24 protein-coding genes are annotated in these 26,407 nt (G+C 55.8%); 16 read left to right on the forward strand and 8 right to left on the reverse strand.

Translation table 11 applies throughout. From position 1 onward, the window contains the following. Positions 1 to 181 precede the first annotated feature (181 nt). Positions 182 to 799: a redox-sensing transcriptional repressor Rex gene (locus P8Z34_11070; protein MEJ2551212.1), complete on the reverse strand. Its 618-nt coding sequence runs from the start codon at positions 797 to 799 to the stop codon at positions 182 to 184. A gap of 155 nt (positions 800 to 954) precedes the next feature. On the opposite strand from P8Z34_11070, the gene obgE reads away from it, so the two are divergent. Beyond that, on the forward strand, positions 955 to 2,220 hold the full coding sequence (gene obgE / locus P8Z34_11075) for a GTPase ObgE (protein ID MEJ2551213.1): 1,266 nt from the start codon (positions 955 to 957) through the stop codon (positions 2,218 to 2,220). Further along, positions 2,208 to 2,822: a nicotinate-nucleotide adenylyltransferase gene (gene nadD, locus P8Z34_11080; GenBank protein MEJ2551214.1), complete on the forward strand. Its 615-nt coding sequence runs from the start codon at positions 2,208 to 2,210 to the stop codon at positions 2,820 to 2,822. Before obgE ends, nadD begins: the two co-directional genes overlap by 13 nt. A 68-nt stretch (positions 2,823 to 2,890) precedes the next feature. Here the strand turns inward: nadD and P8Z34_11085 are convergent, their stop codons facing one another. Genes P8Z34_11085 through P8Z34_11095 form a run of 3 tightly spaced genes read right to left on the reverse strand, consistent with a single transcriptional unit; the run spans position 2,891 to position 4,851 of the window. Continuing rightward, complete coding sequence (locus P8Z34_11085) at positions 2,891 to 3,745, reverse strand: sulfurtransferase (GenBank protein MEJ2551215.1); 855 nt, start codon at positions 3,743 to 3,745, stop codon at positions 2,891 to 2,893. Between the two features lie 57 nt (positions 3,746 to 3,802). Beyond that, entirely contained in the window at positions 3,803 to 4,000 is a 198-nt protein-coding gene (locus tag P8Z34_11090) for a hypothetical protein (protein ID MEJ2551216.1), read from the reverse strand. 41 nt (positions 4,001 to 4,041) lie between these two features. Further along, complete coding sequence (locus tag P8Z34_11095; protein ID MEJ2551217.1) at positions 4,042 to 4,851, reverse strand: DMT family transporter; 810 nt, start codon at positions 4,849 to 4,851, stop codon at positions 4,042 to 4,044. A 182-nt stretch (positions 4,852 to 5,033) separates the two neighbouring features. Between P8Z34_11095 and P8Z34_11100 the strand changes: the two genes are divergently transcribed. From P8Z34_11100 to P8Z34_11110, 3 genes are all read left to right on the forward strand, one after another. Continuing rightward, a complete protein-coding gene (locus P8Z34_11100; protein MEJ2551218.1) occupies positions 5,034 to 5,639 on the forward strand; it encodes a superoxide dismutase in 606 nt (201 codons plus the stop codon). A 60-nt stretch (positions 5,640 to 5,699) separates the two neighbouring features. Beyond that, positions 5,700 to 6,110: a ferredoxin family protein gene (locus tag P8Z34_11105; protein ID MEJ2551219.1), complete on the forward strand. Its 411-nt coding sequence runs from the start codon at positions 5,700 to 5,702 to the stop codon at positions 6,108 to 6,110. A 128-nt stretch (positions 6,111 to 6,238) separates the two neighbouring features. Next, positions 6,239 to 7,675: an aspartate ammonia-lyase gene (locus P8Z34_11110; GenBank protein ID MEJ2551220.1), complete on the forward strand. Its 1,437-nt coding sequence runs from the start codon at positions 6,239 to 6,241 to the stop codon at positions 7,673 to 7,675. Between the two features lie 109 nt (positions 7,676 to 7,784). On the opposite strand, the gene P8Z34_11115 is transcribed toward P8Z34_11110, so the two are convergent. The 3 genes from P8Z34_11115 to P8Z34_11125 are packed head-to-tail and all read right to left on the reverse strand — an operon-like array spanning position 7,785 to position 11,108. Next, positions 7,785 to 9,224 carry a nucleoside recognition domain-containing protein gene (locus P8Z34_11115; GenBank protein ID MEJ2551221.1) on the reverse strand — a complete coding sequence of 480 codons (1,440 nt, stop codon included), beginning with the start codon at positions 9,222 to 9,224 and terminating at the stop codon, positions 7,785 to 7,787. Next, the gene (locus tag P8Z34_11120; protein ID MEJ2551222.1) at positions 9,221 to 10,066 is read right to left on the reverse strand and encodes a FeoB small GTPase domain-containing protein; all 846 of its coding nucleotides are present in this window, start codon (positions 10,064 to 10,066) and stop codon (positions 9,221 to 9,223) included. Before P8Z34_11120 ends, P8Z34_11115 begins: the two co-directional genes overlap by 4 nt. Beyond that, a complete protein-coding gene (locus P8Z34_11125; GenBank protein ID MEJ2551223.1) occupies positions 10,053 to 11,108 on the reverse strand; it encodes a metal-dependent transcriptional regulator in 1,056 nt (351 codons plus the stop codon). Before P8Z34_11125 ends, P8Z34_11120 begins: the two co-directional genes overlap by 14 nt. A gap of 180 nt (positions 11,109 to 11,288) precedes the next feature. On the opposite strand from P8Z34_11125, the gene P8Z34_11130 reads away from it, so the two are divergent. Next, on the forward strand, positions 11,289 to 11,747 hold the full coding sequence (locus P8Z34_11130) for a M67 family metallopeptidase (GenBank protein ID MEJ2551224.1): 459 nt from the start codon (positions 11,289 to 11,291) through the stop codon (positions 11,745 to 11,747). 50 nt (positions 11,748 to 11,797) lie between these two features. Then, positions 11,798 to 12,499 (forward strand): glycerol-3-phosphate acyltransferase, encoded by a 702-nt coding sequence (locus tag P8Z34_11135; protein ID MEJ2551225.1) that lies wholly within the window; start codon positions 11,798 to 11,800, stop codon positions 12,497 to 12,499. A 153-nt stretch (positions 12,500 to 12,652) separates the two neighbouring features. Here P8Z34_11135 and P8Z34_11140 read toward each other — a convergent pair whose 3' ends face one another. Continuing rightward, positions 12,653 to 13,468, reverse strand: a complete 816-nt coding sequence (locus P8Z34_11140; GenBank protein ID MEJ2551226.1) for a hypothetical protein — start codon at positions 13,466 to 13,468, stop codon at positions 12,653 to 12,655. 112 nt (positions 13,469 to 13,580) lie between these two features. On the opposite strand from P8Z34_11140, the gene P8Z34_11145 reads away from it, so the two are divergent. The 9 genes from P8Z34_11145 to P8Z34_11185 form a co-directional block, all read left to right on the forward strand. After that, entirely contained in the window at positions 13,581 to 14,372 is a 792-nt protein-coding gene (locus P8Z34_11145) for an A24 family peptidase (protein MEJ2551227.1), read from the forward strand. 235 nt (positions 14,373 to 14,607) lie between these two features. Next, complete coding sequence (locus tag P8Z34_11150) at positions 14,608 to 15,408, forward strand: pilus assembly protein (protein ID MEJ2551228.1); 801 nt, start codon at positions 14,608 to 14,610, stop codon at positions 15,406 to 15,408. 30 nt (positions 15,409 to 15,438) lie between these two features. Next, a complete protein-coding gene (locus P8Z34_11155; GenBank protein MEJ2551229.1) occupies positions 15,439 to 16,077 on the forward strand; it encodes a pilus assembly protein in 639 nt (212 codons plus the stop codon). Positions 16,078 to 16,149: 72 nt separating this feature from the next. Beyond that, the gene (locus tag P8Z34_11160) at positions 16,150 to 18,144 is read left to right on the forward strand and encodes a VWA domain-containing protein (GenBank protein MEJ2551230.1); all 1,995 of its coding nucleotides are present in this window, start codon (positions 16,150 to 16,152) and stop codon (positions 18,142 to 18,144) included. A gap of 353 nt (positions 18,145 to 18,497) precedes the next feature. Next, a complete protein-coding gene (locus P8Z34_11165; protein ID MEJ2551231.1) occupies positions 18,498 to 20,684 on the forward strand; it encodes a PAS domain-containing sensor histidine kinase in 2,187 nt (728 codons plus the stop codon). 111 nt (positions 20,685 to 20,795) lie between these two features. Next, positions 20,796 to 21,479 (forward strand): response regulator transcription factor, encoded by a 684-nt coding sequence (locus P8Z34_11170; protein MEJ2551232.1) that lies wholly within the window; start codon positions 20,796 to 20,798, stop codon positions 21,477 to 21,479. Positions 21,480 to 21,704: 225 nt separating this feature from the next. Further along, positions 21,705 to 22,652 (forward strand): diguanylate cyclase, encoded by a 948-nt coding sequence (locus P8Z34_11175; GenBank protein ID MEJ2551233.1) that lies wholly within the window; start codon positions 21,705 to 21,707, stop codon positions 22,650 to 22,652. 271 nt (positions 22,653 to 22,923) lie between these two features. Continuing rightward, on the forward strand, positions 22,924 to 24,876 hold the full coding sequence (locus tag P8Z34_11180) for an ATP-binding protein (GenBank protein MEJ2551234.1): 1,953 nt from the start codon (positions 22,924 to 22,926) through the stop codon (positions 24,874 to 24,876). Positions 24,877 to 24,901: 25 nt separating this feature from the next. Further along, the coding region (locus tag P8Z34_11185; protein ID MEJ2551235.1) for a hypothetical protein at positions 24,902 to 26,407 on the forward strand (1,506 nt) is incomplete at its 3' end.

The following is a 26,407-nucleotide window of genomic DNA, read 5'->3' on the forward strand; positions in this document are numbered from 1 at the left end:
ATTGAAATCCGCATACACATTGCACCGGATAAATATCCTGCGCCAGCATCCCTTAATGCTCGTTGCGGTTAATCATGCGCAATCGATACAAGGCCGAGTAGCATCGTCGAAAGGTTTTCCTCCGATTGCAGCCCTCGTTTCACTCGATTTTCCGTTCAGGATGAGAGAGATAATTTAGCGATTAGAGGTAAAAGGTCATGTGCTGCAGGTGCAGCACGGGGTCGATGTAGCTCACCCTTACCTTTTTGGGTACCGAAACCGACGTCGGAGCGTAGCACAAAATGGCTTGCACGCCGGCTTCCACCAATTGGTCGGCTACGCCTTGTGCGTCCGCTGCGGGAACGGCCAGCATGGCGACACGAATTCCGCGATCCCGAATCATGGGTATCATCTCCCTGGAATCGTAGATCGTAAACGGTCCGATGCGCTGGCCGATTTTCAAGGGATCATTGTCGAAGGCGAGTTCGATACGAAAACCGCGATCCAGGAAACCTGCGTAGTGCGCGACGGCGCGTCCCAGATCGCCAACCCCCACCAGCGCAACTTCCCACGCGCGGTTCACTTTAAGGATGCGCTGTAATTGTTCCATCAGGAATTGAATATCGTAGCCGGTGCCCTGCTTACCGAATTCACCGAACTGCGAGAGGTCTTTTCGAATCTGCGCCGAGGAAATGCCCAAGCGATTCCCCAGTTCCTGTGAAGAGGTGATGCTTTTTCCCTCCGCTTCCATTTCTGTCAGCGCACGCAGATAGAGCGGCAACCGTGCAATCACGATGTCCGGCACTTCAGACGCGGACATACATCCCTCCTGGATCGAGTTGTTAGGCGCAGACTCTATCATAAGACAAGTTGTGTTGCAAATCACAATCCCATTTCGGTGCTCCGCGCAGTCAGCCGGGTTCCAGGGCGCAAGGTATAATCAAGCCAGGCATTGAAAGTAGGGAATGGAACGAAATGTTTTTTGACGAGGCGAAAATCTTTGTCTCCTCCGGGCGCGGTGGGGATGGAATCGTACATTTCCGACGGGAGAAATACGTGCCGCGAGGTGGGCCGGATGGCGGCGATGGCGGCAAGGGGGGCGATGTGATACTCGAAGTGGACGGCAAACTCAACACGCTGTCTCCATTTCGCCGGGCGAGTCATTTTAAGGCGGAAGACGGCCGCCGGGGCGGCGGATCGAATCAAACCGGACGGAATGGAGAGGACGTCGTGATCGCTGTACCGCCGGGAACCCTGGTGCGCAAGGAAACATCCGGCGATTTACTCGGCGACCTGCTGGAGCCGGGCGAGCGATTGACTGTAGCCCAGGGTGGCAGGGGCGGGCGGGGTAATGCCCGATATGCAACCTCGCGCAATCAGACGCCGCGCATGGCGGAGAAGGGAGCGCCGGGGGAAGAACGCTGGCTGCTGCTGGAGCTGCGCTTGATCGCGGACGTCGGCATCATCGGCGTGCCCAATGCCGGAAAATCGACCTTGCTTTCCGTAGTCACGAACGCAAAACCGAAAATTGCCGATTATCCATTTACGACGCTGCAACCGAATTTGGGAGTCGCTCGAATGGAGGGCATCGATCTCGTTCTGGCGGACATTCCCGGTTTGATCGAAGGGGCACACAGCGGAGCGGGTCTGGGATTCGACTTCCTGCGTCACATACAACGCACGAAGGTTTTGATCCACCTCATCGATGGCCTGTCCGCCGATCCGATCGCGGATTATTCGCAGATCAACGCCGAGCTGGCTTTGTTCGACAGAAATCTGTCTCAGAAGCCGCAAATCCTCGCAGTGAGCAAGATGGATCTCCCACAGGTGGAAGAACGCTGGCCGCAGCTCGAGGAGGCGTTCAGCGCAATGGGCTGTCATGACGTGCATCCCATCTCTTCGGTAAACAAGAGAGGGCTGAGGGAACTGCTGTTCGGCGCCCAACGAGCGGTGGAGAGTGTGGAAGCCCAGCCTGAAGGCGACGAGGAACTGCCCATCTACCGAGCCGAACCCGATTCGACGCAGTTCGAAATCACTCACTTGGGGAGCGGGGATTGGCGAGTGAGGGGCAGCGCCATCGAGCGAGCCGCTGCAATGACTTACTGGGAATACGACGAAGCCGTGCGCAGGTTTCAGCATCTGCTCGAGCGGCTGGGGATCGAAGCCGCCTTGCGCGAAGCGGGAGCATCGGAAGGCGACACGATTCACATCGGGGAGTATGAACTCGAATGGCGAGAATGATCGGGGTACTCGGCGGCACGTTCGATCCACCGCATCTTGGGCATCTGATCCTGGCCGAGTTCGGCCGGGCGGCTCTTGCGCTGGATGAGGTACTCTGGGTGCTTACCCCCGTTTCGCCTTTTAAACTCGACCGGCCGATTACACCTCTCGAGCATCGTTTGGCGATGGTCGCAGTGGTTGTGGCGGATCACACCTCGTTTTCGCTTTCGCGGGCGGACATCGATCGTTCGCCGCCGTACTACGCCATCGGAACAATGGAAACCCTGCGCCAGCGCTATCCGGATGCGAACCTGGTTTACCTCATGGGTTCCGATTCTTTGCGCGATCTCCCGAGGTGGCATCAGTCCCGACGATTCGTCGCAGCGTGTAACTCGTTGGGTGTGATGATGCGTCCGGGCGCAGGTTACGATGCGGCACAATTGGAAAAGGACATCCCCGGGATAACCGGGAAACTGCGTTTCTTCGATGCACCCTTCGTTGGCATCTCGGGCCACGACATCCGCCAGCGCGTGCGAGAGGGGAAGACGATCCGGTACGTGGTAATAGACCAGGTGCTGGCGTACATTAACGAACACATATTGTATGCGCCGGAATCGGAATAAAGCCCACAATCCCCAGCAATTCTCTCACTGAACACGAAGCGATTGGAATAACCTGGTGCTTGGGAGGATTATGGCTCTGGACCTACCGCAACCGGCCGATTCGGATCGGCGCACCATTCCGACCACGAGCCGGGGAGAAGGCGGGCGCCGGTCAGACCCAGGTGTTCCATCACGAGCAGGTTGAAGCAGCCGGTGACGCCCGATCCGCAGTAGACGACGAGGTCACCTGGTCGTTTGTCCCCAATCAATTTCGAAAAACCTTCGAACAGCATTTTTTCGGGGAGAAGCCAGTCGTTCTCATCGAGGTTTGAAGCCCAGAAGCGATTTAGCGCCCCGGGGATGTGACCGGCGATGGGGTCGAGGGGTTCTTCATCACCACGATACCGTTCCGGCGCGCGCGAGTCGAGCAGACGCTGCGCGTAGCCATCCAGGTCTGCCTGGAGCTCTTCTACGCTGATACGCATCTCGGGGCGAACGTCGGCCACGAATTGCGCGGCGTCGCGTTTTTCCGTGCCCTTCCTGGTCGGAAAATCGTCTCGTTCCCACGCAGGGAAACCGCCTTCTAAAATGGCGACGTTCTCGTGTCCCAGGTAGCGCAGCGACCACCAGAGACGAGCGGCGAATCCACCGCCTCGCGAATCGTACGCCACGACCTGGGTGCGGGAATCGATTCCCCACTGGCTGAAACGTGCAGCCATCTCTTCCGCTGACGGCAGTGGATGCCGTCCATTCGTGCCGCTGAGCGGCGCGGATAAATCTCGTTCGAGGTGTGCGTAGATCGCCCCGGGGATATGCGCCTCCTGGTGGGCGCGTTCCCCTGCTGACTTGTCATTTAGGTCGAAGCGGCAATCGACGATGGCCCAGGCCGGATCGTCGAGGTGAGTCAGAATATCATCCGGCCGGATGAAGGTCGAGTACTTCATTCACGCCTCCGAGGGTGTGATGTTCCTGGTGGGTAGTTTCGCGGTCGTGCGGTTTCGTCACTCTGTAGAATCTTCGTCCTCCCGGGGAACGGCTCGTTGGAGCTGTTCGAGGGAAATCGGCGTGTTGCGGCGGCAGCGTGGGCATTTGGCATCGTAATGCGTACCGCCCGATTTTTCGAGTTCTTCGAGCGCAAATTTTAATTCCTCTTGTTTAACGGCGAAGCTGAAATTGCATCGAAAGCAACGGATCTGCATTTTCTCCTCCTTGATCCATCCGATTTTACCCGCAAAATGGATCAAATGCCCGGTTTTTCTGCGGATGGTGGTCTCCATGCTGCGACGGCAATCCCCATCAATACCAAAACCGCACCGAGGATGCGCAGCGCAGGGGGAGTCTCTTCCAGGAATATGTAAGCCCAAATGGTGGACGCTACCGGCTCGCCGGATGAAAAAGCCGTCAATTTCGCTCCCGAAACGAATGCGGCGATCAACAGCCAGAAAGCAGAAGTGGAGTAGACCAGGAAGATGTATACGATCAAGTCCAGGTTCTCCTGAATCTTGCGTCCGATGAGCAGATAACCGGCGGCGCCCAGGGCGCCGAATATCGCCAGCATATCGCCGCGGACGGCCTCGGCTTCTATGAAAGTAGCGATAGACGGACACTGCAGTCCTGCCTTCCAGGTGCACGCGTCACTCGCGGCGATGATCATGCTGCCCAGAATCGATATCAGCAGACCTGCGGCGACCTTTCGCCCTACCGTTTCCTTTAAAAGAAGCGGAGAGAAGATGGCCACGAACAGCGGGGTGGTTTGAACCAGCGCGACGGAGCTGGCGACGGAGGTGAACTCCAGGGAGGAAATCCAGGTGGCAAAGTGTAGGGCGAGAAACGATCCGGCGGCGAAAGCCAGCAGCCAATTGCGCACCCCCACATGGAGGAGTTGACGCCGGTATCTGGCGAGGACGAAGGGCGTGAGAATCAGCGAGGCAAAACTCAAGCGCAGCGCCGCGATGGTCATGGAGGAAGCCTCGACCTGAGCGTAGCGTATGAATATCGAAGCCGTGGACGACGCCAGCACCCCGAGTAGTAATCCATGCATCGGAGTCATGAATCCAGGTTGGCGGGCTAAACCTGCGGATGCTCGTCCTTGCGAGATTTTCGACATAGGCTTCTTGACAAATGACCATCCAGCGGTCACAATTTTATATGCCGGGTAAGCGATTTCGATGGTACTGGATTTGAATTACCCGGTCAATCATAAACGGTATTTTATTGAGAGGGAGGTTTACCATGTCTTTTCAGTTGCCGGAGCTTGCTTATTCATACGAATCTCTAGAGCCACACATCGATGCACGAACGATGGAAATCCATCATTCGAAACACCACGCAGGATATGTCAAAAAATTGAATGCCGCCCTGGAGGGGCATGTGGACCTGCAGGACAAGTCGATCGAAGAACTGCTCGCAGACTTGAATGCCGTTCCCGAATCCATTCGCACTGCCGTACGCAACAACGGCGGCGGCCACGGCAACCACTCGCTATTCTGGCGCGTCATGTCGCCGAACGGCGGTGGTACACCGAGCGGCGCGCTGAAGTCTGCGATCGACGCCGGTTTCAGCGACTTCGAATCGTTCAAAGCTCTCTTTTCCAAGACGGCGGCCGCCCGATTCGGAAGCGGCTGGGCGTGGCTGGTGAAAAATGCGGATGGCGGTCTTGAGGTATTTTCGACGGCAAATCAGGACTCCCCGATTTCATCGGGACAGACTCCCATACTCGGCCTGGACGTTTGGGAGCACGCCTACTATTTGAAATATCAGAACCGGCGGACGGATTACATTTCCGCATGGTGGAACGTCGTGCATTGGGAAGAAGTCGCTAAATTGTTTGCAGCCTAAGGAATATAGCGATATAAATAGGGCATCGTATAATCTATTTCAAAATTGGAGGATCAAAACATGACCCATATCATCACCAGTTTATGCCTCCGCGATTCCGGATGCGTCGATGTGTGTCCGGTGGAGTGCATCGTGCCTGGGAAACCAGTCGACAAGTGGCCGTGGTATTACATCGACCCCGACACTTGCATCGACTGCGGTGCCTGTATCCCGGAGTGCCCTTATGAGGCGATTTTCGTCGAAGAAGAGGTTCCCTCGGATTACAGCGCCAGAGGCGGTGAGTACCAGAGCATGCCGGCTGGGGCGGACGGATTCGATACCGTTTACGACGGGGAGAATCACGGCGGTGAAGCAGTCCACCTCGAGCACACACGCGTTCTTGAGGCAGGTGCAGTAGTCGATCTCACGGCGGACATTCAGCCGAACTACGACTATTTCAGCGGCGGTCCAGGGTACGACGCCTTAGATTGACCGAAAGCGGATCATCGCGAGGGAGCCGAAAGGCTTCCTCTTTCTTTAGGGAATATCAGAGTAACTCTATCTAATAAGGAAGATATGAGCAAGTTTCTTATCTCTTCATTGCAAGCCGGTGGTTGAGAGTGTCTCCGAAAACACGCAGAGAATCCGATTCGCTGGGCGAGATTGACGTACCGTCCGAGGCGCTATACGGCGCTCAGACCCAGCGCGCCGTCGAGAATTTTCCGATCTCGGGGCTGCGTCCATGGCGTGCTTTCATCTGGTCGATGGCGACGATCAAGCGCGCGGCGGCCGCAGTAAACCGTCAATTGGGACTGCTCGACGCAGAGTTCGCCGAAGCGATAATCCGCGCGGCCGACGAAGTGATCGAAGGGAAGTGGGACGATCAATTCGTGGTAGATCCCTTTCAAGCCGGCGCCGGTACCAGCCACAACATGAATACCAACGAGGTCATCGCCAATCGTGCCACGCAGCTGATGGGTGGCGAACTGGGGGAGTATCTCGTTCACCCCAACGACCATGTCAACATGGCACAATCGACGAACGACACCATCCCGACCGCCATACGCCTGGGCTGTCTCTGGCGTCTGGATGAACTGCTGGACGCGATGCGCGGATTGGCCTCCGCGCTTCGCACCAAGGCGGAGGAATTCGACGACGTGGTCAAATCCGGACGTACGCATCTGCAGGACGCGGTCCCCGTGCGTCTGGGACAGGAATTCGGCGGTTATGCACGCGCCGTGGAACGGGACGCCGAACGCATCCAGGTCGCCGGAGATCGGCTGCGTTATCTGGGTATCGGGGGCACGGCGACGGGAACCGGATTGAACGCACACCCGCAGTATCGCCGGCGGATGGTAGCCACCCTGAAGGAACTTAGCGGTTTGGAGCTGTACGCTGCGGAGAACTTATTCGAGTCGATGCAGTCGATGGCCGACATGGCGGATTTTTCCGCTTCACAGCGAACGCTGGCGATCAGCCTGACGCGCATCGCCAACGATTTCCGTTTGCTCTCCTCCGGTCCTGCTACCGGCTTGGATGAAATCCATCTACCAGCCGTGCAGCCGGGTTCGAGCATCATGCCCGGGAAGGTGAACCCGGTCATGGCGGAAATGCTCAACATGGCCATGTTCCACGTTATGGGCTGCGACGCGACTGTGACTCTGGCCGCGCAGGCCGGCCAGCTCGAATTGAACGTTATGATGCCCATCATCGCACACAATCTTTTCGAGATGATGCAGGTTGCCATCGGCTCGATTCGCGCCTTCACGGAAAGATGTGTCCTAGGCGTTCAGGCCAATCCCGAGAAGGCTGAAAAATGGTTGCAGCAGAACAGCATCGTGGTTACGGCGTTGAATCCACTCATTGGCTATCGCGCCGGCGCAGAGTTGGTGAAGCAGGCCCTGTTGAGGAAGGAAACCGTGCGGTCGATTGCGTTGGAGCAGGCCAGGGCCGGTAAATTGATACACCGCGAGGAGAACCGGCCGGTTCGAGTCGATGAGGTGGAAGCTGCGCTGGGCAATTTACGCAGGCTCACCGAAGGCGGGATTCTGAGTTGATCCGGGCAGCATCATTCGAGTTCGGTCTACAACCGCAGCCCGCAAATCACGATTGACTTCAACCTACGCTCGAAATCCGAAAAGTATCCGAAAAATTTTAAAGCAACGTTCATGTTATCGCGGCGATCAACCGCCACAAATGAGCCACCAGGAAGGTGACGATAAAGCCCATCGCCAGGGGGAGCGCTGCGGACAGGATCGTCCATTTCTTGCTGCCGGTTTCCTTGAAGATCGTGAACAAGGTCGTGCTGCAAGGATTATGGATGAGGCTGAAGAGCATCATGTTGACCGCTGTGAGCAGCGTCCAACCGCCGGCTTGCAATACCCCGAGTGTCGCCTGATTGGATTCGAGTTCGAACATGACGCCGGCGCCGCTGCCAACGGAATTTATGCCGGTAAGCAATACCGTGAGCATGAGAATCGTTGGGATGACGATTTCGTTCGCCGGTATGGCCACGATGTAGGCGACCAGTATGACCCCGTTGAGTCCCAGGAACAGGCCAATCGGATTCAGGATGTCGATTAAATGTTCGGCGACGCTCAGGCCCCCGATGTCAATGTTAGCCGCAAGCCAGATCACTGCGCCTGCGGGCAGGGCAAATACCACGGCTCGCCAGAGCACGAAAATGGTCCGGTCGATGACGGAGGTGTAGATCGTCTGCAAGATCCGCGGCGGACGATAGGGTGGCAGCTCGAGACTGAAGGTAGAGACTTCGCCTTTCAGCCAGGTGCGTGAGAGGAACCAGTTCACGAGGAAGGTCAGGAGAACGCCGAGCAGCGCTACGCCAACCACCGTGAGTGCAGAGATCAGTCCCGCCAACTCTGCAGGTACCAACGCGCCGACGAAAAGAGTCGCCAGAAGAATTTGTGTCGGCCAGCGGCCGTTGCACAGGGCGAAATTGTTGGTGATGATGGCGATCAGCCGTTCTCGCGGGCTGTCGATAATGCGGGTGGCGATGACGCCGGCGGCGTTGCATCCGAAGCCCATCATCATGCTCAATGCCTGACGGCCGTGCGCGCCCGTACGCTTGAAAACCCGGTCCAGATTGAAAGCCACGCGCGGAAGATAGCCGAAATCCTCCAAAAGCGTGAAGAGTGGAAAGAAGATCGCCATCGGCGGCAGCATCACACTGACGACCCAGGCGGTCGATAAATACATGCCATCGACGAGCAGACCCTGAATCCAGACGGGCAGGATGGAGTTCGCAGCGAGGTTTTTCAGCAGCGGATGGAGCTTGTCGAGCAGCAAATGGGCGATCCAGCCCGACGGGATGTTGGCACCCGATATCGTGATCCAAAATATGAGCGTAAAAAGCAGCAGCATGATCGGGAAACCCCAGATGCGGCTTGTCACCAAACGATCGATGGTGCGGTCGAGGTCGAAGCGGGGCGGAGAATCCGGACGGCTGACTGCGCGTTCGGCCAAACGTGATGCTTCAGTGTATATCCCCTCGAGCAACCTCTCGTGGAGATTCCCGCTTATCTTCCAACGCAGATCGCGCGCCTGCGCGAGCACTTGTTCTGCACCGGGCTGTATCGGTTCGTTCATTTTACTTGTCCCCTGGATAGTTGTGGTTGCAGTTCGACGGTTTCCGTTGTGTTCTGGGACAATTCGCCCAAGTCCCCCTTCTTGAAAGCTTCGATGATCCGTTCGTCGCCATCAAGCAACCGGATGGCAACCCAGCGCGGGTTGGGAAGATTCGGGAAAACAGCACGCACCTTCTTGGCCAATTCCGATATGGTTCCTTCCAGTTCTTTGGAGAACTGTTGAATTCTGTGGGGCTTCGTGCGAAGTTTTCCCGTGGCGACATCGTGGATCGATTGCAGCATTGCATCGAGGCCTTTCCCGTAGCGGGCACTCGTGGGAACCACCGGTACGCCGAGATCACGTGCCAGTCGTCGATCGTCGACGGTCAGGCCGTGGCGCTTCGCTTCATCCATCAGATTCAGGCATATGACCACCCGGTCCGTGATTTCCAAAACTTGTAACACCAGGTTCAAGTTCCGTTCCAGGCGCGTCGCGTCCACCACGACGATGGTTACGTCCGGCTGACCGAAGAGGATGAAATCGCGGGCGATTTCCTCATCGACGGAGGTGGATAGCAGGGAATAGGTTCCCGGAAGATCGACGAGTTTATAACGGCTCCCGGCGTATTCCATACCGCCTTCTGCGCGGGCGACGGTTTTACCCGGCCAGTTGCCGGTATGCTGGCGCAGGCCGGTGAGGGCGTTGAAGACGGTGCTCTTCCCGGTATTCGGATTTCCGGCCAGGGCGACGACGTAATCCCAGTCTTGCATGTCTACGCCCAGTTTGAGTAAATTCGCGGCGTGATGGGCGGGACAGCTCTCACATCCGGTTTGAATCGTTTCAATCGGTTTACGCTCGTTCATGGCTGACCTTTGGTACTTTCTCGATGAAAATGTAATCTGCTTGTTCTTTCCGTAAGGCGATGAGTGCATCCCGGATGCGGTACGCGGTCGGATCGCCGGATGGACTGCGATACTCCGCTTGGACGGTGGCACCCTGTAATACGCCCAGATCGAACAGGCGACGGCGTTCGGCGCCGCGGCACGCAGGTGAGATGCCGAGTACGACGCCCTGCTCGCCCAGTTCCAGACAGGCCAGGGTTTGACAAGAATACGGGGCCGCGTTCGCTTTTTCGTCGGGTTCGGGAATCACCGAGAGGTTGTGGGCGACGATCGGCGCGAGAATGTGCTCGTCGCCATCGGCCCAGAATCGTATACGCTCATGTGATTTTTCGATGATCTGCACCTGCATCCCCGGATACAGGCCCTCGGCGACCAGTTGGGCGTAGATCATCCCGGGTTCATCTTCGACGTGGACGATGCGCAGGCGTGTTCCGCTTTCGTAGCTGGGGAGGGGTTTTCCACCGTGCGATACGTATTCTCCTGCTGCGTCCGGTATGGGATCGCCATGGGGATCGTGCGTGGGGTGACCCAGACGCTCTGAGAGGAGATCGATATCTTCCGCTGAGAGGAAGTGTTCGCGTTCTTCGGCCAGATCGTGCCATTCTGCTTCCCCGAACCCCGTCTCATCTGCGAGGTAGCGTTCCCAGAGACGGTGGGCGCGAAGGTTGTGCAGCGCCGCTCGTTCCCCTTTTGGTGTATATATAAGCCGCTCCTCTTCGTAATTCAGCAAAACTACCGCTTCCATCTTGGCGAGAATGTCGCCTGCGTGGTTTGTGGACGTTTGCAGCACACCGGCGATGCTCTGTAGTGTCGATTGTTGGGCTTCCATCTCGCGACTGTGGATGTGCTTCAATGTATCTTCGATCTGTATTCTTTCGGTATACTGCCTGGTTTTACGAAGGCGTGGCAGCAGTCCCGATTTCGGCCACAGAAGCACGATGAATAAGAGGGCAACCCCAATCGTGATTAATACAGGCTGTATCGAGTTCATTTCAGCGTTCATCCCCGGCGCTCCACCGATGCCATTTTAGATACAAAGCTGGCCACTCACAACGTTTAAAGTTAGGCTAGCCTAACTTCTTTGAATTATAGAGACTCCGCATAGTATTGTCAAGTCTTGGGGAAATCCTGAGAAACTGCGGACGATCTACGAGCTTTTGTTCTCTTTCAGCGGTCCACCCAGATGCCATTGGACGGCTATAATAATACGACAATGAATCTCGCAACGATTTTCTTGCGGCAGAATCAATGGGAAAGAATGGAAGCCCATGTGCGGGCGATGTTCCCAAAAGAAGCCTGCGGTGTATTGGCCGGTAAGGAGTCTGGCGTGCATTGGGTCCAGCCGATCACCAACGTCGAAGAGGACCGTCGTCGCTTCCGTATGGATCCCCAAGAGCAATTGGATGCGCTGTTGCGCATCGAGGAGGAGGGACTGCATTTGATCGGCATCTACCACTCTCATCCGGATGGACCGGCTGAACTCTCCATGAGTGACATCAGCGAGGCGGCGTATCTCGAGGCGGCCCATCTGGTGTGGTTCCCTGCCGCCGAAAAATGGGCGTGCAAAGCTTTTATCATCGAGCACAAAACCACACGGGAAATCCCAATTCAGATCGTCGCTAAAGGAACTCTATCAGGGTAGTGGTGTTTTGTGTATTGAATTCTGAATGTTTGTAAAGACAAAGGAGTGAAATGCAATTCAACATCATCGCAGCTTTGTTCGCCGCTTATTTGCTCGGATCCGTACCGGTGGGCTTGTTGGTCGTAAGATTAGTGCGGGGCAGAGACATCCGTTTATGGTTCAGCGGACGAACGGGTGGCACGAACGTGATGCGTATGGCCGGATTTTGGGCCGGCCTGTCAACCGCCATCCTGGATCTGGCCAAAGGAGCATTGGCGGTTTACCTCGCCCGCTATCTGACGGACGGAAATCCGTGGGTGGAGATGGGCGCGGGCCTGCTGGCAGTACTGGGCCACAACTACTCGATCTTTCTTGTGGAACGTAAAGATGGCAGACTTCGTTTGCGAGGCGGTGCCGGCGGTGCGACCACAGCCGGTGCGGTGTTTGCCTTTTGGCCGCCCTCACTGCTCATCTTGGTGCCGATCGGAGCCGCGATTCTTTATTTCGTGGGATACGCCTCGGTGGCCACGATGTGCCTCGGCATCGAAGTGGCCGCGCTGTTCCTTTGGCGCGCACTTTCGGGCCAGGCGCCATGGGCGTACGTCGTCTTTGGCGTCCTCATCGAAGTGATTTTACTGCTGGGTTTACGGCCGAACATCCAAAGGCTGCGTAAAGGGGAAGAACGTTTGATCGGCTATCGTGCCCGTAAGGCCGCGCAGAAGGCGCTTAACTCGGAGAATTACAACGCAGCGCGAGAAACCAATCGAGAATAATCCGGACCGGCTGCCGGCAGACCGCTGATGTGGATGGCGTCCTCCGGTCCTGGAAGTGGGTCTTGTGAATGCGATTCGAGAGGTGCAAGATCCCCTTCTGCTTCGCAGAAGGCCAATTCCTGTTCGGAAGTCAGTCAACAAAATATTGGAACGCTAGGTGAACGTGAGGATCGCCGTGACGGCGATCGCAAACAACGCAGCGAACTCGATAATCCGCCCGCGTACGAGCCCCTTTTTTCGGTGTAAGAGCGTGAGCCCGTTGGTCAGATACACCAGCATGCCAAGCAGCAGCGCGCCCCGCAGCGGAGGGAGCGGCCAATAGTGCAGCGCCCACGCCAACTGTGCGTTGAGCAAGCTGATCAGAAGCGCATATTCCACCGCCCGGTCACTCAGTTGGTTCAGATGCAGCAGACGCCAGATGACCAAAAAACTGACCAGGAGGATCAAAGGGACGGAGAATACGGCCCGCAAATCGGAAGCAAGAATGGCGAAAAGCACGCCGATCAGGAGAAGGTATGCAAGAGCGGAAAGACCGACCGAAGCCACATCGAAACGTGGGTCCTTGGGGTCGACGACCACAAACTCCGCCATGACGACGGCCAGCAGCAGCAAGGCGGTGAGAACGATTCCGATCCACAGGCCCGGACCATCGGGTATGCGGGTAAGCACTGCGCCGGTCGCCGCCGCCGCCAGGCCGGGTATGACCCAATGTATCGGTTGAATCTTGGTGGAGGTTGACTTCGGATGGGAGTGAATTAACCAGTCCGCGCCGGCAGCCGCAAGGGCCGCGGCCAACGAGATCATGATGAGGCTGGCATTGACTTCGAAACGGATGAGTAATCCAAGAATGGCAAACTTCGCTTCGAAGACCGGCAGCGCTACGATACGGATCAGGGTATTGGTTAGTAGGATCAGGGCCGTGAGCGTACTCAAACGATCGCGATCCGGTCGCGGCAATCTGCCATCCATGGACGCATTCTAGCATTCGATTCCTCGTATGTCCATGCAGGTGAGGGTGCGTCGCTCGTTCCCGGAAATAGGCCTCAGCGCATACGCTGCGATACGTGTATAATGCTTGCCAATGATCGTCGCTGTCGCAGCTCTGGGATTGGCTTGTGGTTTCCTCGTAAACCTGCTCGCGGACAATCTTCCGCACCGCCAGCCGATCCAATCTCCACATTGTCCTGCCTGTGGGGCACCCCGTGAGACCGCCAATTGGTTGGCAATATTGGCTCTCATTCGCTTCAGGCTGCGTTGTCCGTATTGCGGTACGCGGCGGGCTTGGCGGGAAGTCGTGATCGAATTATCCCTCATCGTAATCGCTCTTTGGCTCTATTTCCGCAATCCGACCCCCGGTGTGTTCTGGCCTGCTTTGACCGTCGCCACGATCTTTACTTTGATCGTCGTGATCGACGTCGAGCATCGTTTGATCCTGCACGTGGTCAGCGTGCCGTCCGGAATATTGATCTTGATCATGAATTCTCTCGATCCCAGCCGCGGTTTCATCAAATCGCTCGCAGGCGGCGGGGCTGGTTTTATCTTCGTGCTTTGCATGTACCTGCTGGGAGGTATCTTCGGCCGTCACATCGCCAGAGCCCGGGGGAACGGTGAAGACGAGGTCGCATTCGGATTCGGAGACGTGATGCTGGGTACGATGCTGGGTCTGACGGTGGGATGGCCTGGAATTATCCTGGCGCTCATCTTTGCGGTCTTCGCCGGCGGTGTTTTCAGTTTGTTTTACATGCTGGTGATGACCCTGCGCGATCGTTACGACGCTTTTCAACCCATTCCGTACGGTCCGTTTCTCATTTTCGGAGCGTCTCTGGTTTACTTTTTTCGTGAGGCGATCGTTCATCTCATGCCTGTCGGATGAGAGAGCAACCGCGTAGAAAATGTCCCAATTTCGTTAAAATAAAGCTCCCACAATGTGACAAACACACAGATTTCACCCGGATTAACCCCTGCGTACTACCAGAAACGTTTTACACTGCCATGTACAATTGCGTGTGAATGAGCGATCCGCTTTAACGCTACCTCAAAATTCGAGCAATCTAGGACAAGGAATATCTATGAACGACACCCAACGATTTCAAAAGGTGAGGCATGCAATGTCCTCATGGCGAGGTCGGTGCATTCGATCTCTCAAACGCGGCCAGGGCATGGTCGAGTTTGCCCTTGCGCTGCCGATCCTGCTTTTCATCGTTTTAGGATTCATTGAAGTGGCGAGGTGGTTCCAGGCGTACCTTTCCGTCCAATACGCCGCCCGGGAAACGGCTCGGTATGCGGTAAGCGGACAACCTCCGATGTTGATCGACGATGGGGAAGACTCCTGCGAGGAAGTGGGTCAGCCAGAAACAGGCGATCCGTATACCTTACCCGGTGATTACATCCAGTGTCGCGTGGATTGGATCAAACACGTCGGCGCCAGGTTGGCCGGCTTGGCGCTCATGGCCGACCCGACGCAAACGGATATTCGCAAGCCGTACTATCTCGGAGTATTTCTTCGGGGAAGCCCCACGTTTGGCTCTGTACCGGTTGATGATAATCCTGGAGCGGCGCGAACCAAGGTCGAAATAACGATCGTCTACAACCATCCCGTGACAAATCCCTTCTTCGCCAAGATGCTGCCGACGATCCGGGTCGTCGGACGCGTCCAAATGGTCAACGAGCCGTGGGAAGGTGGAGGCGCAGATCCGCCACCTGTGGTGCCGACGGCGACGCCGCTTCCTCCGTTGGACTCAGACGGTGATGGCTGGAGCGATATTGAAGAACGCGAGATATACGACACTTTTCCGTCCAATCCAGATACCGACGGTGACGGCTACGATGAGGGACCGGGCGGAGCGGATAACACCTCCGAACGAGCGCTGGATCCCTGTTATCCCGATCCGGGCGCTTGTGAAACGTAGCGCGGTATACCAAAGGAGTAGATGGTGAATATGATGAGGAAGATAAAATTCCTTCGAGACAACCAACGAGGTCAAAATTTCGTTGAGATTGCGCTTACCTTGCCGCTCTTGGTCGCCCTGCTCATGGGCATGATGGAGATTGGTTTTCTCGTGCATAGCGTTTCCACTGTAGCCACGGCCGCGCGCGAGGGCGCTCGTTATGGCGCGCGGGGCATGCACCTCCCATTGGATGAAATTGCCGACGTTACCAAGATTGCTATGGAATTGAGTCTGGATGTCGATTTGGACAGCCCGGATGCGAATACGCGTATTATCGTAACCTCAGTGGATATCGATCCCGATGGAAGCTATGCCTTCCAGGACACATATATTTTGGGAGATTTAGATGTTGCCTCCCGGATTTGCTACGACGATCCTTGCGGGGAGGACACGATCGATGTCGACGCGATTGCGGCCGAAAATGTGGATTTCAACAACGACTCGGAGCGATGTAATGAGGTTGTCTATGGATGCCGGAACGATCTTGTGATCGTAGAGGTATTCTTCGCACATCATCTAAAGATGGGAAACATGCTGGAAAGCTTCACGAAATACGTGATCCCCACTCCAATCATCATCGATCAACAAAGTATCATGCGCGTCTTGATCCGGCGTAGTCCCTGGAGTTAATTTCTGGTCTCCCCGACTCGATCTTCTGGGCGACAGTGAACGAAATATGAGGAAACAGGAAAGGAAAAATCCATGAGAGACTGGACTGAAGAACTTATCCGTCGCTCTACGAACGCCATCCGTAAGGTGATACATAGTAGGCATGCCAGTCCGCCTGGCGCGAGATCATTGCAGCGCAGCAGGAATTCGCGATCCGGTCAAAGCCTCATCATCATCGCGGTGGCCTTTATCGGAATTGTCGCTTTTATTGGTTTCGCCGTTGACACGGGAATCATGTACCTGCATCGAGTTTGGCTGGGTCAGGCCATCGATGCGGCGGCTCTCGCGGCGGGATACGAGCTTCCGGATATCGAGGGTGCGTGCAGCCGGGCCGTCGAGTACTTGGGCACGAACGGCTATGTCGAGGGAGATGAGTTCCATTTCCAGATCGTTTTTACGGCGGACGAACATGCGCCCGGCGGGCCGGTAGGTGAATTCGCCCTCGATTCCGATATTGACAATCTCACGACCCCGGAGGACTGTACGACGATGACGGTTCCTTCAGAACACGTGAACACACACTATCACGTGCGCATTGCAGGTGAGTTGACGGTGCCCGTCGTCTTCATGCGCGTCTTGGGTTTCGAGACCATTCAGGTCGGGACTCCAGCGACGGCGAAACGAACCGCCCAGTATGACGTTGCGCTTGTGTTGGATGTCTCCGGTTCGATGAATTACGACAGTTGCACCTGGCTTACGGACGAACCCGAATATACCGAGCCGTATGCATGCGAAAACGTTCATAGCGAGTGCAGTGCCGCATTCGGCGAAGTGGACTTCGATGGCTACGCCGACATCGATGCGATGATTGCCGACGGTTGGGACATCAACAGCACCGACGCGGTGGAATTCCAACCTTTGAATGGTCACGATAACGCCGGCGTTCACATCTATGAAGATCCGGCGACCGGCACCGAAGGATCGCTCAGTTGGCAATGGAACGTCACCATTCCTGCAGACGAACGTCTCGCCGTCTATTTTTGGGTGAAGAATGATCCTGCATATAAGATGGACGCTTACAGCTGGTCTGGTGATCACAGTGCTGACTATGCCAGGTTGGCCTGGCGTGCTTCTCCCACGGATGGCTGGAGTACGGTTATGGGGATCGAGGGCGGCAATGCTTTCGATACCGGTTGGGAGCAATACGCAGTCGTGATCGATACGGATGAAATTACGGATTACGTAGAACTTCGTTGGGAGGTTGAAGATACGGAGAGCAACGAAGGGTATATGCTCGACGATATCACCTTGCGAACTTGCCCATTCCAGCGTGGACCAAGCATTACATGGCAAAGCGGTTGCTCTGGGTCAAATCCAAAATCCTGCGACGACGAACAACCCGGTACGCTGCTTCCGGGTGAATCGGTTGGACCAAATGAAGTGCCCCGACCTAGGCTGTTATCGCAGCCCATGACGGACGTGATCCGCGGGGCGGAGACCTTCGTAAACATTATCAGAGATCGGGCTGACGATTCAGGCATGCCGCGCGAGGATCAAATCGGCCTGGCGAAATATGAACGATGGGCAAGCAAGGTGCTGGATCTCACGATCGACTACGAAACCATTGTTGAAACGATGTACACGTCTCTCTCCGCCAATGGTTATACCAACATCGGTGGTGGCATGCGTGTTGGGCTGAGCATCCTCGGAGACGGCCGGCCAAACACGACCCATTTTATGATCCTTCTGACGGACGGTGTACTCAACACGTACGATTATCCTTATGACGGGTTAGGATCGACGGGCGTTTACGGCGGAACGGCTTGTTCGCGTTGCCTGGAGTACGTCGATGCCATGATTGCGGAGGCCCAAGATCAGAACGTGATCATCTTCACCATCGGTCTTGGTAGCGACGTTGTCAATGATACTTTTTCCGCATACGGTGATCCCAATTACACGGGCATGAAACTGATGGAACGAATTGCGACCCTGACCAACGGTCAATCCTACTTCGCACCGACGTCGGAGGAACTCGAGGAGATTTTCGAGTGGATTGCGGAGGCGATTTTCGTACGGTTGACTCTCTGATCGGAATGTAGAAATCACTGCAGTTGGTCACACGAAAAGTCGAGGAGGTGAGGTCGATCATCGACGAATTCTGTGACACGAAAGCGGAACCAAGTCGCTGGGTACGAATCCAAGTATCCAGCGACTTTTCCATGGGCCGATCGTTGATCGTCCTCATCGGACGAGTACGAACGTACGAAGCATTTTCCATCCCAATCCTTATCGGAGGACCGTCCATCGACATCTTTTTCTTCTCGGCTTTCTGCGAAGAAGTGAGTAACTGCGCTTTGTAAAAAATAATTTGGCGATATGAGTCGATATTGCTTTGATATATCGGCTTGCTCAATATTCGATCTGCGGCTAGGATTTCTGTGATGACCGGAATCGAACGAACTGACCAAGATCACAGCAAATGGTTTGTCGGTTTATGGATCGCCATCGTGGTGTTTTACTTCGCCTGGGTGATCGTTGAACCACATTCTGATGCGCGCCCTGCCTGGTCCCTGCTGATCACGTTTGGCTTGCGAAGTTGGACCACGGGCGCGTTGATACTCGCATCCGTGCGTGCGAATAAACCTTCCCGAATACGAACCTGGCGATTTATCTCCTTGGCGTTCGTGTGCTGGACGATCATTGACGGAATGTATTTGACTTACTGGCTGACGGACGCTGACCTGCCGGGAGTTCCCCATTGGACCGATGCAGTCCGGCTTTGCGCCTATCTCGCGACGATGATCGTGACCTTCAGTTATCCGACGGCACCCGTCGAACGATTAGGCCGCACGCGCGATCAACTCGACATCGTTCTGACGGGCGCCGCTGTGATGGGATTGGCCTGGCTGACATTCCTTTTGCCCATCCTTTCAGTCCGCTTCCTCAATCCGGTCGCAGTGTTTTGGCGGTCTCTGTTCCCCATATTCGATCTCCTGCTTTTCGTCTATTTCGCTCGTTTGTTTCTATTGGCTGAAGCAGAAAGGGATCGAAAGATACTTGCTATGTTGACATTGGCGACGCTATTTTTAGGGATTTCCGATTTACTCTTCGGTGTCCTTTCGCTGCAAGGAAGCTATTCACCCGGTGGTCTGGTCGAAGTCGGATGGATGATCGGTAGCGGTTTCTACTACTTCGCGGCATTGATCACAATCCGTGATTCCAGGCCTCGAACCGAACCTGAAAAGAATCAACACACGTTAAGTCGTCGGATTGGGAGATTGATACCGGTCGGCCTTACGGGCATGGTGATCGGCTATTTACTGCTGGACTGGTGGATGGGGGGCCAGATCGAGCTTGTCGGTGTAGCCCTGGTGGCGTTGTTGGGCGCCTTGTTCGTAGCTCGTCAGGGTGTAATTGCGGGGCAAATGGAATTCCTGCAGTATGCCTCTTTGGTCACGAATTCAGAGGACATGGCTTTCGTCTGCGACCTCGAGGGTAAACTGCTGCTCGCCAATCCGTCGCTGCTGCGCGATCTGGGATTGGAAGTTGGGGATTGGAAGACCCGGAAAATCCAGGATCTGGTCCGCAATCCCACGCGTTGGGAGCGCGTGGGGGAGCAAGCCCGAGAAAATGGTTGGTCAGGCGAACTTACGTTTCGAAGAAAAGATGGTTCCACTTTCCCTGCTGCACTGGCCATACGGCCGATCGAAGATGAACGTAAATCCCAGGTTCTGTTGGCGGGCACGGCGCACGACTTGACCCAGGTCAAAGAGCGCGAGAATGCGCTGCACGACGCCCTGCGCCAGGTGGCCGCTGCGCGTGCCGAGCTTGAAGGCTTGAACATTGCCCTCGAGGAAAAGGTGGAGCATCGTACGCAGGAACTGGAACAGACAATCAAAGACCTAGCTCGCCTGAACAAGGAGTTGAAAGAACTCGATACCCTAAAAACCGAATTTGTTGCCTTGGTCTCCCACGAATTGCGGGCACCGCTCACCAACATCAGCGCGGGAATTGAGTTGATTCTAAGCGGTCATCCCAAGATGAAAGTGCAGACTGCAGATTCACTCAAATTGGTCCAGGCAGAGATCAAACGATTATCCAAATTGGTCGATACGATCCTCGACATTTCTTCGCTCGAAGCCGGACGATTTCCCTTCGATTTGTGCGGCGTTGCGATCGGCGAAATCGCCAAACGAGTATGTGATCGGTTTACAGATGGGGATCATGCGGACAGGTTCGAGATACGTATCCCTGATGGACTCACGCCGGCGCTCGCGGACGAACATGCACTGGAGAGCATTTTTCAACATCTATTGGATAATGCGCTGAAGTATGCTTTGGAAGGCGATATCATTCTCGAAGGCTGGTCCGATGAAAATTATCTATGGATCGCCGTCGACGATGGGGGCATGGGGATACCGGAAACCGAACGCGAACGCATATTCGATATGTTCCACCGCCTCGATACACGCGACGATCGAGACGTTTACGGCTACGGATTGGGCTTATCGATGGTGAAACGTTTACTCGAAGCGATGCAGGGTGGCATCCGAGTCGAGGAGAGTCAGCGCGGCGGGGCGCGTTTTGTGTTCTGGCTGCCCATCCAGGAAGAAGTCGAAGACATTTGATGCCTGCGCCTGCTTCGGTGCAGTGAATCGAATGGGCAAAGCCGAATTTCATTGAGGTGGCGAACGGTAACGGGATCGACTATAGTTGGATGTGATTGTTGGAGGTCGATATTGTCCCTCAAAGTCTTGGTGGTAGATGACGACCGCACCTTGCTGCGTTTTCTCGGGGAGTATCTCGAGCGAGAGCGATACGCCGTTATCACCTCGGATCGGGGCTCGAAGGCCCTGCGTGCGTTCTATCAGGAAAAGCCAGATCTCGTCATCCTCGACGTGATGATGCCCGGCATGGATGGCTGGGAAGTGTGTGCCCGCATCCGTGAAATGGCCGACACGCCGATCATTTTTCTGACGGCCAAGACCGCGGAAACGGACAAATTGCGCGGATTCCGGCTGGGGGTTGATGATTACATAACCAAGCCGTTCAGCTTGCCCGAAATGGCGGCAAGAGTGTCCGCTGTGCTGGCACGGTCGCATACCACCGGGCTTGAAAAACCGAAGATCATTCGGGTGGGAAGTCTGGCCGTCGATATACGGAAACGGCTGGCCACGATTGATGAAAAGTCGATCGATCTGACTCCCACTGAATTCCGGCTGCTCGCTGCATTGGCGAAGCGCTCGGGAGAAGCAATCTCCAAATCGGAACTCATCGAGGAGGTTTGGGGATCGGAACGGCGCGAGGGTGGAAACGCATTACGCCGCTACATTTCGATGCTCCGAGAAAAGATTGAAGCGGATGCACGCCAACCCGAGCACCTCGTCACCGTGCGCGGTTATGGTTATCGCCTCGAGGCATAACCCTCGATCTTTCTCCAACAGCCACATTCCTGCATCGAACTGACCTACTTCGATACGTTCATCAGTGCCGCAGGTCTTTCCTGCCTGTAGGACGAAGGTCACATACATCGGTGTAGGTAGATTGCAAGGTAAATTCCAAAGACTATCTATTATCATAAAAACGAGATTCTGCAGGTGTGAAGTACACCGTCCGTTGGTTGGTTCTTTTGGGTAGGTGATGAAGAGATGCAGCCCGAACATGCGAAGATCGAATCCGCAGAGGATGCGAATACTGGGCGCGTAGAAAATATATTAATCGCCGATGACGATAAAGACTTTCGCAACATCCTGGTCCGGCGAACGCAACAAATGGGTCTGGAAGTGACTGAAGCAGAAGACGGTGAACAGGCAATTACGGCCCTAAAAACCGCATCGTTCGATCTGATGCTGCTCGATTTGTGGATGCCCAAGTGTTCCGGTCTGGAAGTCTTTCAAGCTGCGCAAGAAATCGATCCCGATCTTCAAGCCATCGTCTTGACCGGCAGCGCCACTCTGGAAACCGCTGTGGAAGCGCTGCGTTGCGGGGTTTACGACTATCTTACGAAACCCCTCGATTCACTGGCTGAACTCGAATTGGCAATCAAACGAGCGCTTGCCCATCGCCGCTTACTGCAGGAGAACGCACGTCTTTTCGCTGAAGTGCAGCGGCTGGCGATCACCGATCCACTGACGGGTTTGTTCAACCGCCGCAAGCTGGATGAGATGTTGACGATTGAAGTTGAAAGAGCGCATCGCTACAACCGCCCGCTCTCATTAATTATGCTCGACCTGGATGGAATGAAATCACTGAACGATCAATACGGTCATCCCGCCGGCGATGAAGCGCTCAGGCTCGTCGCTGATAAGATACGCAAACAAATTCGATCCGTGGATCTGCCGACACGGTACGGTGGAGACGAGTTCGTCATACTTCTACCGGAGGCGGATCTGGAAGCGGCCCGCAGCGTCGCGAAACGGATTTGTGCCAAGATCACCAGCACGAGTTTCCACGGGGAATTTTTATCCGTGAGTGCGGGTGTCGCACAATGGTCGGCCGATTATCCGAAGGCAACACAGTTCCTCAAATTGGCCGATCAAGCGATGTACCAGGCGAAGCGTGCGGGCGGCAGACGTCTGTTCGTGCTTTCACCTTAACAACAGGATTTTGGTCCTATTAGGAAGAAGTACCTGCTTTAAGGCATTGGTGGTCATGATAACCTCAGTGCAGCGAAAGCAGGATTGTCGAAGAATACCGCTTTGGTTTGGCGCTATGGGGGTGCCCTAAGCGAGTTTCGAACAATCGTAGGTGACAAAGTTCCAGCTAGAGGGATGGATACCTCGCGATGGCGGCAGGAGTGTCGCGGGTGGTCCGCGCCATGTGTGGCGGATGAATATTAAATCGCAATCCCGAAATTTGGGAGGACTGATGGATGCGATACGAAAGAACCTGCTAAAACATACCGAAGAATCGGGTGAAGCGAATTCGAGCGCTCACTCGTGGGCGAAGTTACTGCTCCAATTCGTTTCAGGATTGCGGGCAAAGCTGATCGTACCGTATGTCCTGCTTACCCTGGTGATCGCCATGGTAGGGGTGTACGTGGTCACGCGTTTGGTGACTTCGTCGATACGCGAGCGTTTCGTCAATCAAGCTTTCGAAGCCAGCCGTGTGGCCGCTGATGGGATCGTGCGCAAAGAAAGGGAGCATCTCGAAAACCTGCGTCTGATGGCCTATACCGAAGGTGTACCGCAAGCTACTCTCGATCGAGACGTCAAGAGTTTACAGTCGCTCCTCTTGCCTCTGGTGTTGAACAACGGCGTTGAGGCTATGACCGTCATCGACCTCGCGGGCACGGAAATATTGACTTTAGCCATCGATCCTACATCCGGGATCTACAGGGAATCGAGCGGTGGTGATTTTTCGGCGTACAACCTGGTCGCACGTGTGCTTATCGGTCAGGTCGATTCAGTGGGGGACAAGTATGTGGATATTCTGGTTACGACGCACGGCGCCTATTTGTTTACGAGTACACCGATCCGTGCGGAAGACGGTGAATTGGCCGGTGCCCTACTCATTGGCTCTCGCCTTGATTCACTCATCGAAGAGATCAAGAACCAGGCTTTGGCTGACGTAGTGATTCTAAATCAAGATGGAAATCTGATCTCGACGACGCTCGTAATTCCGGACGAAGGATCTGAAATTCTCGAAGTCGATCCGGACATCATCTCCGGAGATCAATCCGCCATCACCCAGGATATTGAATTGTACGGACGGGATTACCAGACGGTAATCGCACCTTTGATCATACGCCAGCAAGAGATGGGAATCTTGTCTGTCGTTTTACCGAGTAACTACATCGTATCTACCATGGCGACGAGCCGCAACATATTCAGCATTATTTTTTCACTGGGCACTGTGGCGACCATCGTCGTGGGTTACGCACTCGCACAAAGTATCGCCAAACCCATCCTGCGTCTGCGTACCATTTCCCAGGCCGTGGCTTCCGGAGATCTTAATCAGTCTACCGGATTGGATGGGTCGGACGAAATTGGGGAACTCGCCAGTGCGTTCGACACCATGACACACCGTCTGCGTGAGCGCACCGCCGAAGCCGCGAGGTTGTATGCCGAAACGGTTAAGCGCAACGAGGAGCTGGCCGACGCCAACGCTCGCTTACAGAGCACGCAGGCCCAGCTGGTCCAATCTGAGAAACTGGCCTCCGTCGGGCAGTTGACGGCCGGCATCGTGCACGATGTCAAGAATCCCCTGGCGGTGATCAAGGGTATGGCGGAAGAACTGCAGGAAGAGGTCGGCCTGGATCCGTCCACTCGCGACCAACTGAAGACCATTCGGCAGAGCGCCGCGCGCGCAAGTACCATCGTGGGGGATCTACTCAAGTTCGCCCGTCAATCCACGCCCGAAATGGAAACACGGGACATTCGAGAAACGCTCGAATCGTCGCTGCGTTTGACGGAATACCTGGTACGCAAGGCGGGCGTCGAATCTCATATGGATTTGCCCGATGAACCCGTGCGGGTGACGTACGATGCGACGCAAATCGAACAGGTGCTGATCAACCTGATCACCAACGCGGTCCAGGCCATGCCTGACGGCGGTAAACTGCGACTCAGTCTCGGCCAGGCCGAAGAAGCGGTCGCAATCGCCGTGCAAGACTCTGGCATCGGCATTCCCCGCGAGAATCTCTCACGTATTTTCGATCCCTTCTTCACCACCAAGCCGGAAGGACAGGGAACCGGATTGGGGCTATCCGTAAGTTTCGGGATTGTGGCCCGTCATGGTGGACGGATCGAAGTGGACAGCAAGATGGGCAAGGGTACGACCTTCACCGTGTTACTGCCGCGAACGCAGAATGCGGATTAACGGCGCGGGAGCGTAAGGGAGCATCGTGGAAGAAGAAGTAGGACGGCAAGAAGAAGAGCGTAAAGAGAAGCGCAACGAGTTGGCGCAGTGGCTGCTGCTCGTCCCGCTCATTCTTCTACTGCTTTTTGGCTGCGGAACGTGTGGGATGATGCGCGGCCAGACCGCCCATGCCGATACGCGTTCCCAGATGAACGCGGATTACAGTCCGTGGCCCTTCATGGTGCTGCATCCGGTCAATCCTGATATCATCGAGGAAATCCGCCGAGATGCGGAATATTACCCAGGTCCGGGCAGCGAATCTGGTGACCCCATCGTTGAGCCCGGGGACTTCTGGGAGACCTCGACACCAACCTCCGCTGCGACCCTTGCGGACACACCGACGGCGACCGAGCTGGCGAGTGCCACGACCACGTCGACGGCGACTGAGCCGGCGAGTGCCACGGCCTCGTCGACGATTACCGCCACAAGCTCACCAAGTTCGACCGCGACCGCCACGGATACCGGCACGCCGGAATCGTCAAGCACGCCGAGTTCGACGCCATCACTCACGAACACTCCCACCGAGACGAGCATACCGTGGCCGCCGCCGCCGGTCCCGCCTCCCGGACCGCCTCCGAATACATACTGGTTTTATGACGACGTCACACCCTTCAGCTACATGATGTATTCCAGTATCCCCAATGGAAATTATCGCAGCGGTTCAAGCGCGACGTTCTATTCCCCCCAATTCTTGAACGGTCAGCGCCTCCTGGGGGGAACGACGACCGTGCGTTTCTATGCCTACAATCCTTCCGCCAGTCCGGTCAGCTTGTCCGTTGAGCTGCGGGCAGGATCGACGGTTCTCGGATCCGCTTCCTTTGCCTTGCCGGCAAACGTCACTTCGGCCTATTTCTTCTCCGCCTCGATCAGCACGATCGAGCATGATTTCATCACCGGTCAACGATTGATTCTGCGTTTGACCAGTGGTTCCCCCAGCGCAATATTCTGGGATGGGGATTACCATTATTCCGGTGTGCAGATTCCTGCCGTCGTCACCGTACCCACGCCGACGTCTACGAGAACGCCTACGGCTACGCGGACGGCGACGATCACGGATACACCTACGATCACGAATACGCCTTTGCCGACGAACACAACAGCTCCACCAGCAGCAACGGCCACCAACACGCCGGTGCCCAGTGACACGCCTGGCCCGACTTCAACATCTACGCTAACAGCTACGTCGACCGACACGCCGCTTGCAAGCGATACACCGACATCCACGGCCACGTCGACCGACACGCCTGCCTCGACGGCGACCCCTACGCCGACGGATACCGCGACGGCAGCGTCGACCGACACGCCGACCTCCACATCAACCGACACGCCAATAGCCACGTCGACCGAGACACCGACGGCCACGTCGACCGAGACACCGACGGCCACGTCGACCGAGACACCGACGGCCACGTCGACCGACACACCGACGGCCACGTCGACCGAGACACCGACGGCCACGTCGACCGAGACACCGACGGCCACGTCGACCGAG

The sequence above is a fragment of the Anaerolineales bacterium genome, assembly GCA_037382465.1.
Classification (GTDB): Bacteria; Chloroflexota; Anaerolineae; order Anaerolineales; family E44-bin32; genus WVZH01.

Coding starts and splice junctions, on each gene's coding strand:
- P8Z34_11070 (MEJ2551212.1), bottom strand. CDS start 799: ATGTCCGCGTCTGAAGTGCCGGACATCGTGATTGCACGGTTGCCGCTC.
- obgE (MEJ2551213.1), top strand. CDS start 955: ATGTTTTTTGACGAGGCGAAAATCTTTGTCTCCTCCGGGCGCGGTGGG.
- nadD (MEJ2551214.1), top strand. CDS start 2,208: ATGGCGAGAATGATCGGGGTACTCGGCGGCACGTTCGATCCACCGCAT.
- P8Z34_11085 (MEJ2551215.1), bottom strand. CDS start 3,745: ATGAAGTACTCGACCTTCATCCGGCCGGATGATATTCTGACTCACCTC.
- P8Z34_11090 (MEJ2551216.1), bottom strand. CDS start 4,000: ATGCAGATCCGTTGCTTTCGATGCAATTTCAGCTTCGCCGTTAAACAA.
- P8Z34_11095 (MEJ2551217.1), bottom strand. CDS start 4,851: ATGACTCCGATGCATGGATTACTACTCGGGGTGCTGGCGTCGTCCACG.
- P8Z34_11100 (MEJ2551218.1), top strand. CDS start 5,034: ATGTCTTTTCAGTTGCCGGAGCTTGCTTATTCATACGAATCTCTAGAG.
- P8Z34_11105 (MEJ2551219.1), top strand. CDS start 5,700: ATGACCCATATCATCACCAGTTTATGCCTCCGCGATTCCGGATGCGTC.
- P8Z34_11115 (MEJ2551221.1), bottom strand. CDS start 9,224: ATGAACGAACCGATACAGCCCGGTGCAGAACAAGTGCTCGCGCAGGCG.
- P8Z34_11120 (MEJ2551222.1), bottom strand. CDS start 10,066: ATGAACGAGCGTAAACCGATTGAAACGATTCAAACCGGATGTGAGAGC.
- P8Z34_11125 (MEJ2551223.1), bottom strand. CDS start 11,108: ATGAACGCTGAAATGAACTCGATACAGCCTGTATTAATCACGATTGGG.
- P8Z34_11130 (MEJ2551224.1), top strand. CDS start 11,289: ATGCCATTGGACGGCTATAATAATACGACAATGAATCTCGCAACGATT.
- P8Z34_11135 (MEJ2551225.1), top strand. CDS start 11,798: ATGCAATTCAACATCATCGCAGCTTTGTTCGCCGCTTATTTGCTCGGA.
- P8Z34_11140 (MEJ2551226.1), bottom strand. CDS start 13,468: ATGGATGGCAGATTGCCGCGACCGGATCGCGATCGTTTGAGTACGCTC.
- P8Z34_11145 (MEJ2551227.1), top strand. CDS start 13,581: ATGATCGTCGCTGTCGCAGCTCTGGGATTGGCTTGTGGTTTCCTCGTA.
- P8Z34_11150 (MEJ2551228.1), top strand. CDS start 14,608: ATGTCCTCATGGCGAGGTCGGTGCATTCGATCTCTCAAACGCGGCCAG.
- P8Z34_11155 (MEJ2551229.1), top strand. CDS start 15,439: ATGATGAGGAAGATAAAATTCCTTCGAGACAACCAACGAGGTCAAAAT.
- P8Z34_11160 (MEJ2551230.1), top strand. CDS start 16,150: ATGAGAGACTGGACTGAAGAACTTATCCGTCGCTCTACGAACGCCATC.
- P8Z34_11165 (MEJ2551231.1), top strand. CDS start 18,498: ATGACCGGAATCGAACGAACTGACCAAGATCACAGCAAATGGTTTGTC.
- P8Z34_11175 (MEJ2551233.1), top strand. CDS start 21,705: ATGCAGCCCGAACATGCGAAGATCGAATCCGCAGAGGATGCGAATACT.
- P8Z34_11180 (MEJ2551234.1), top strand. CDS start 22,924: ATGGATGCGATACGAAAGAACCTGCTAAAACATACCGAAGAATCGGGT.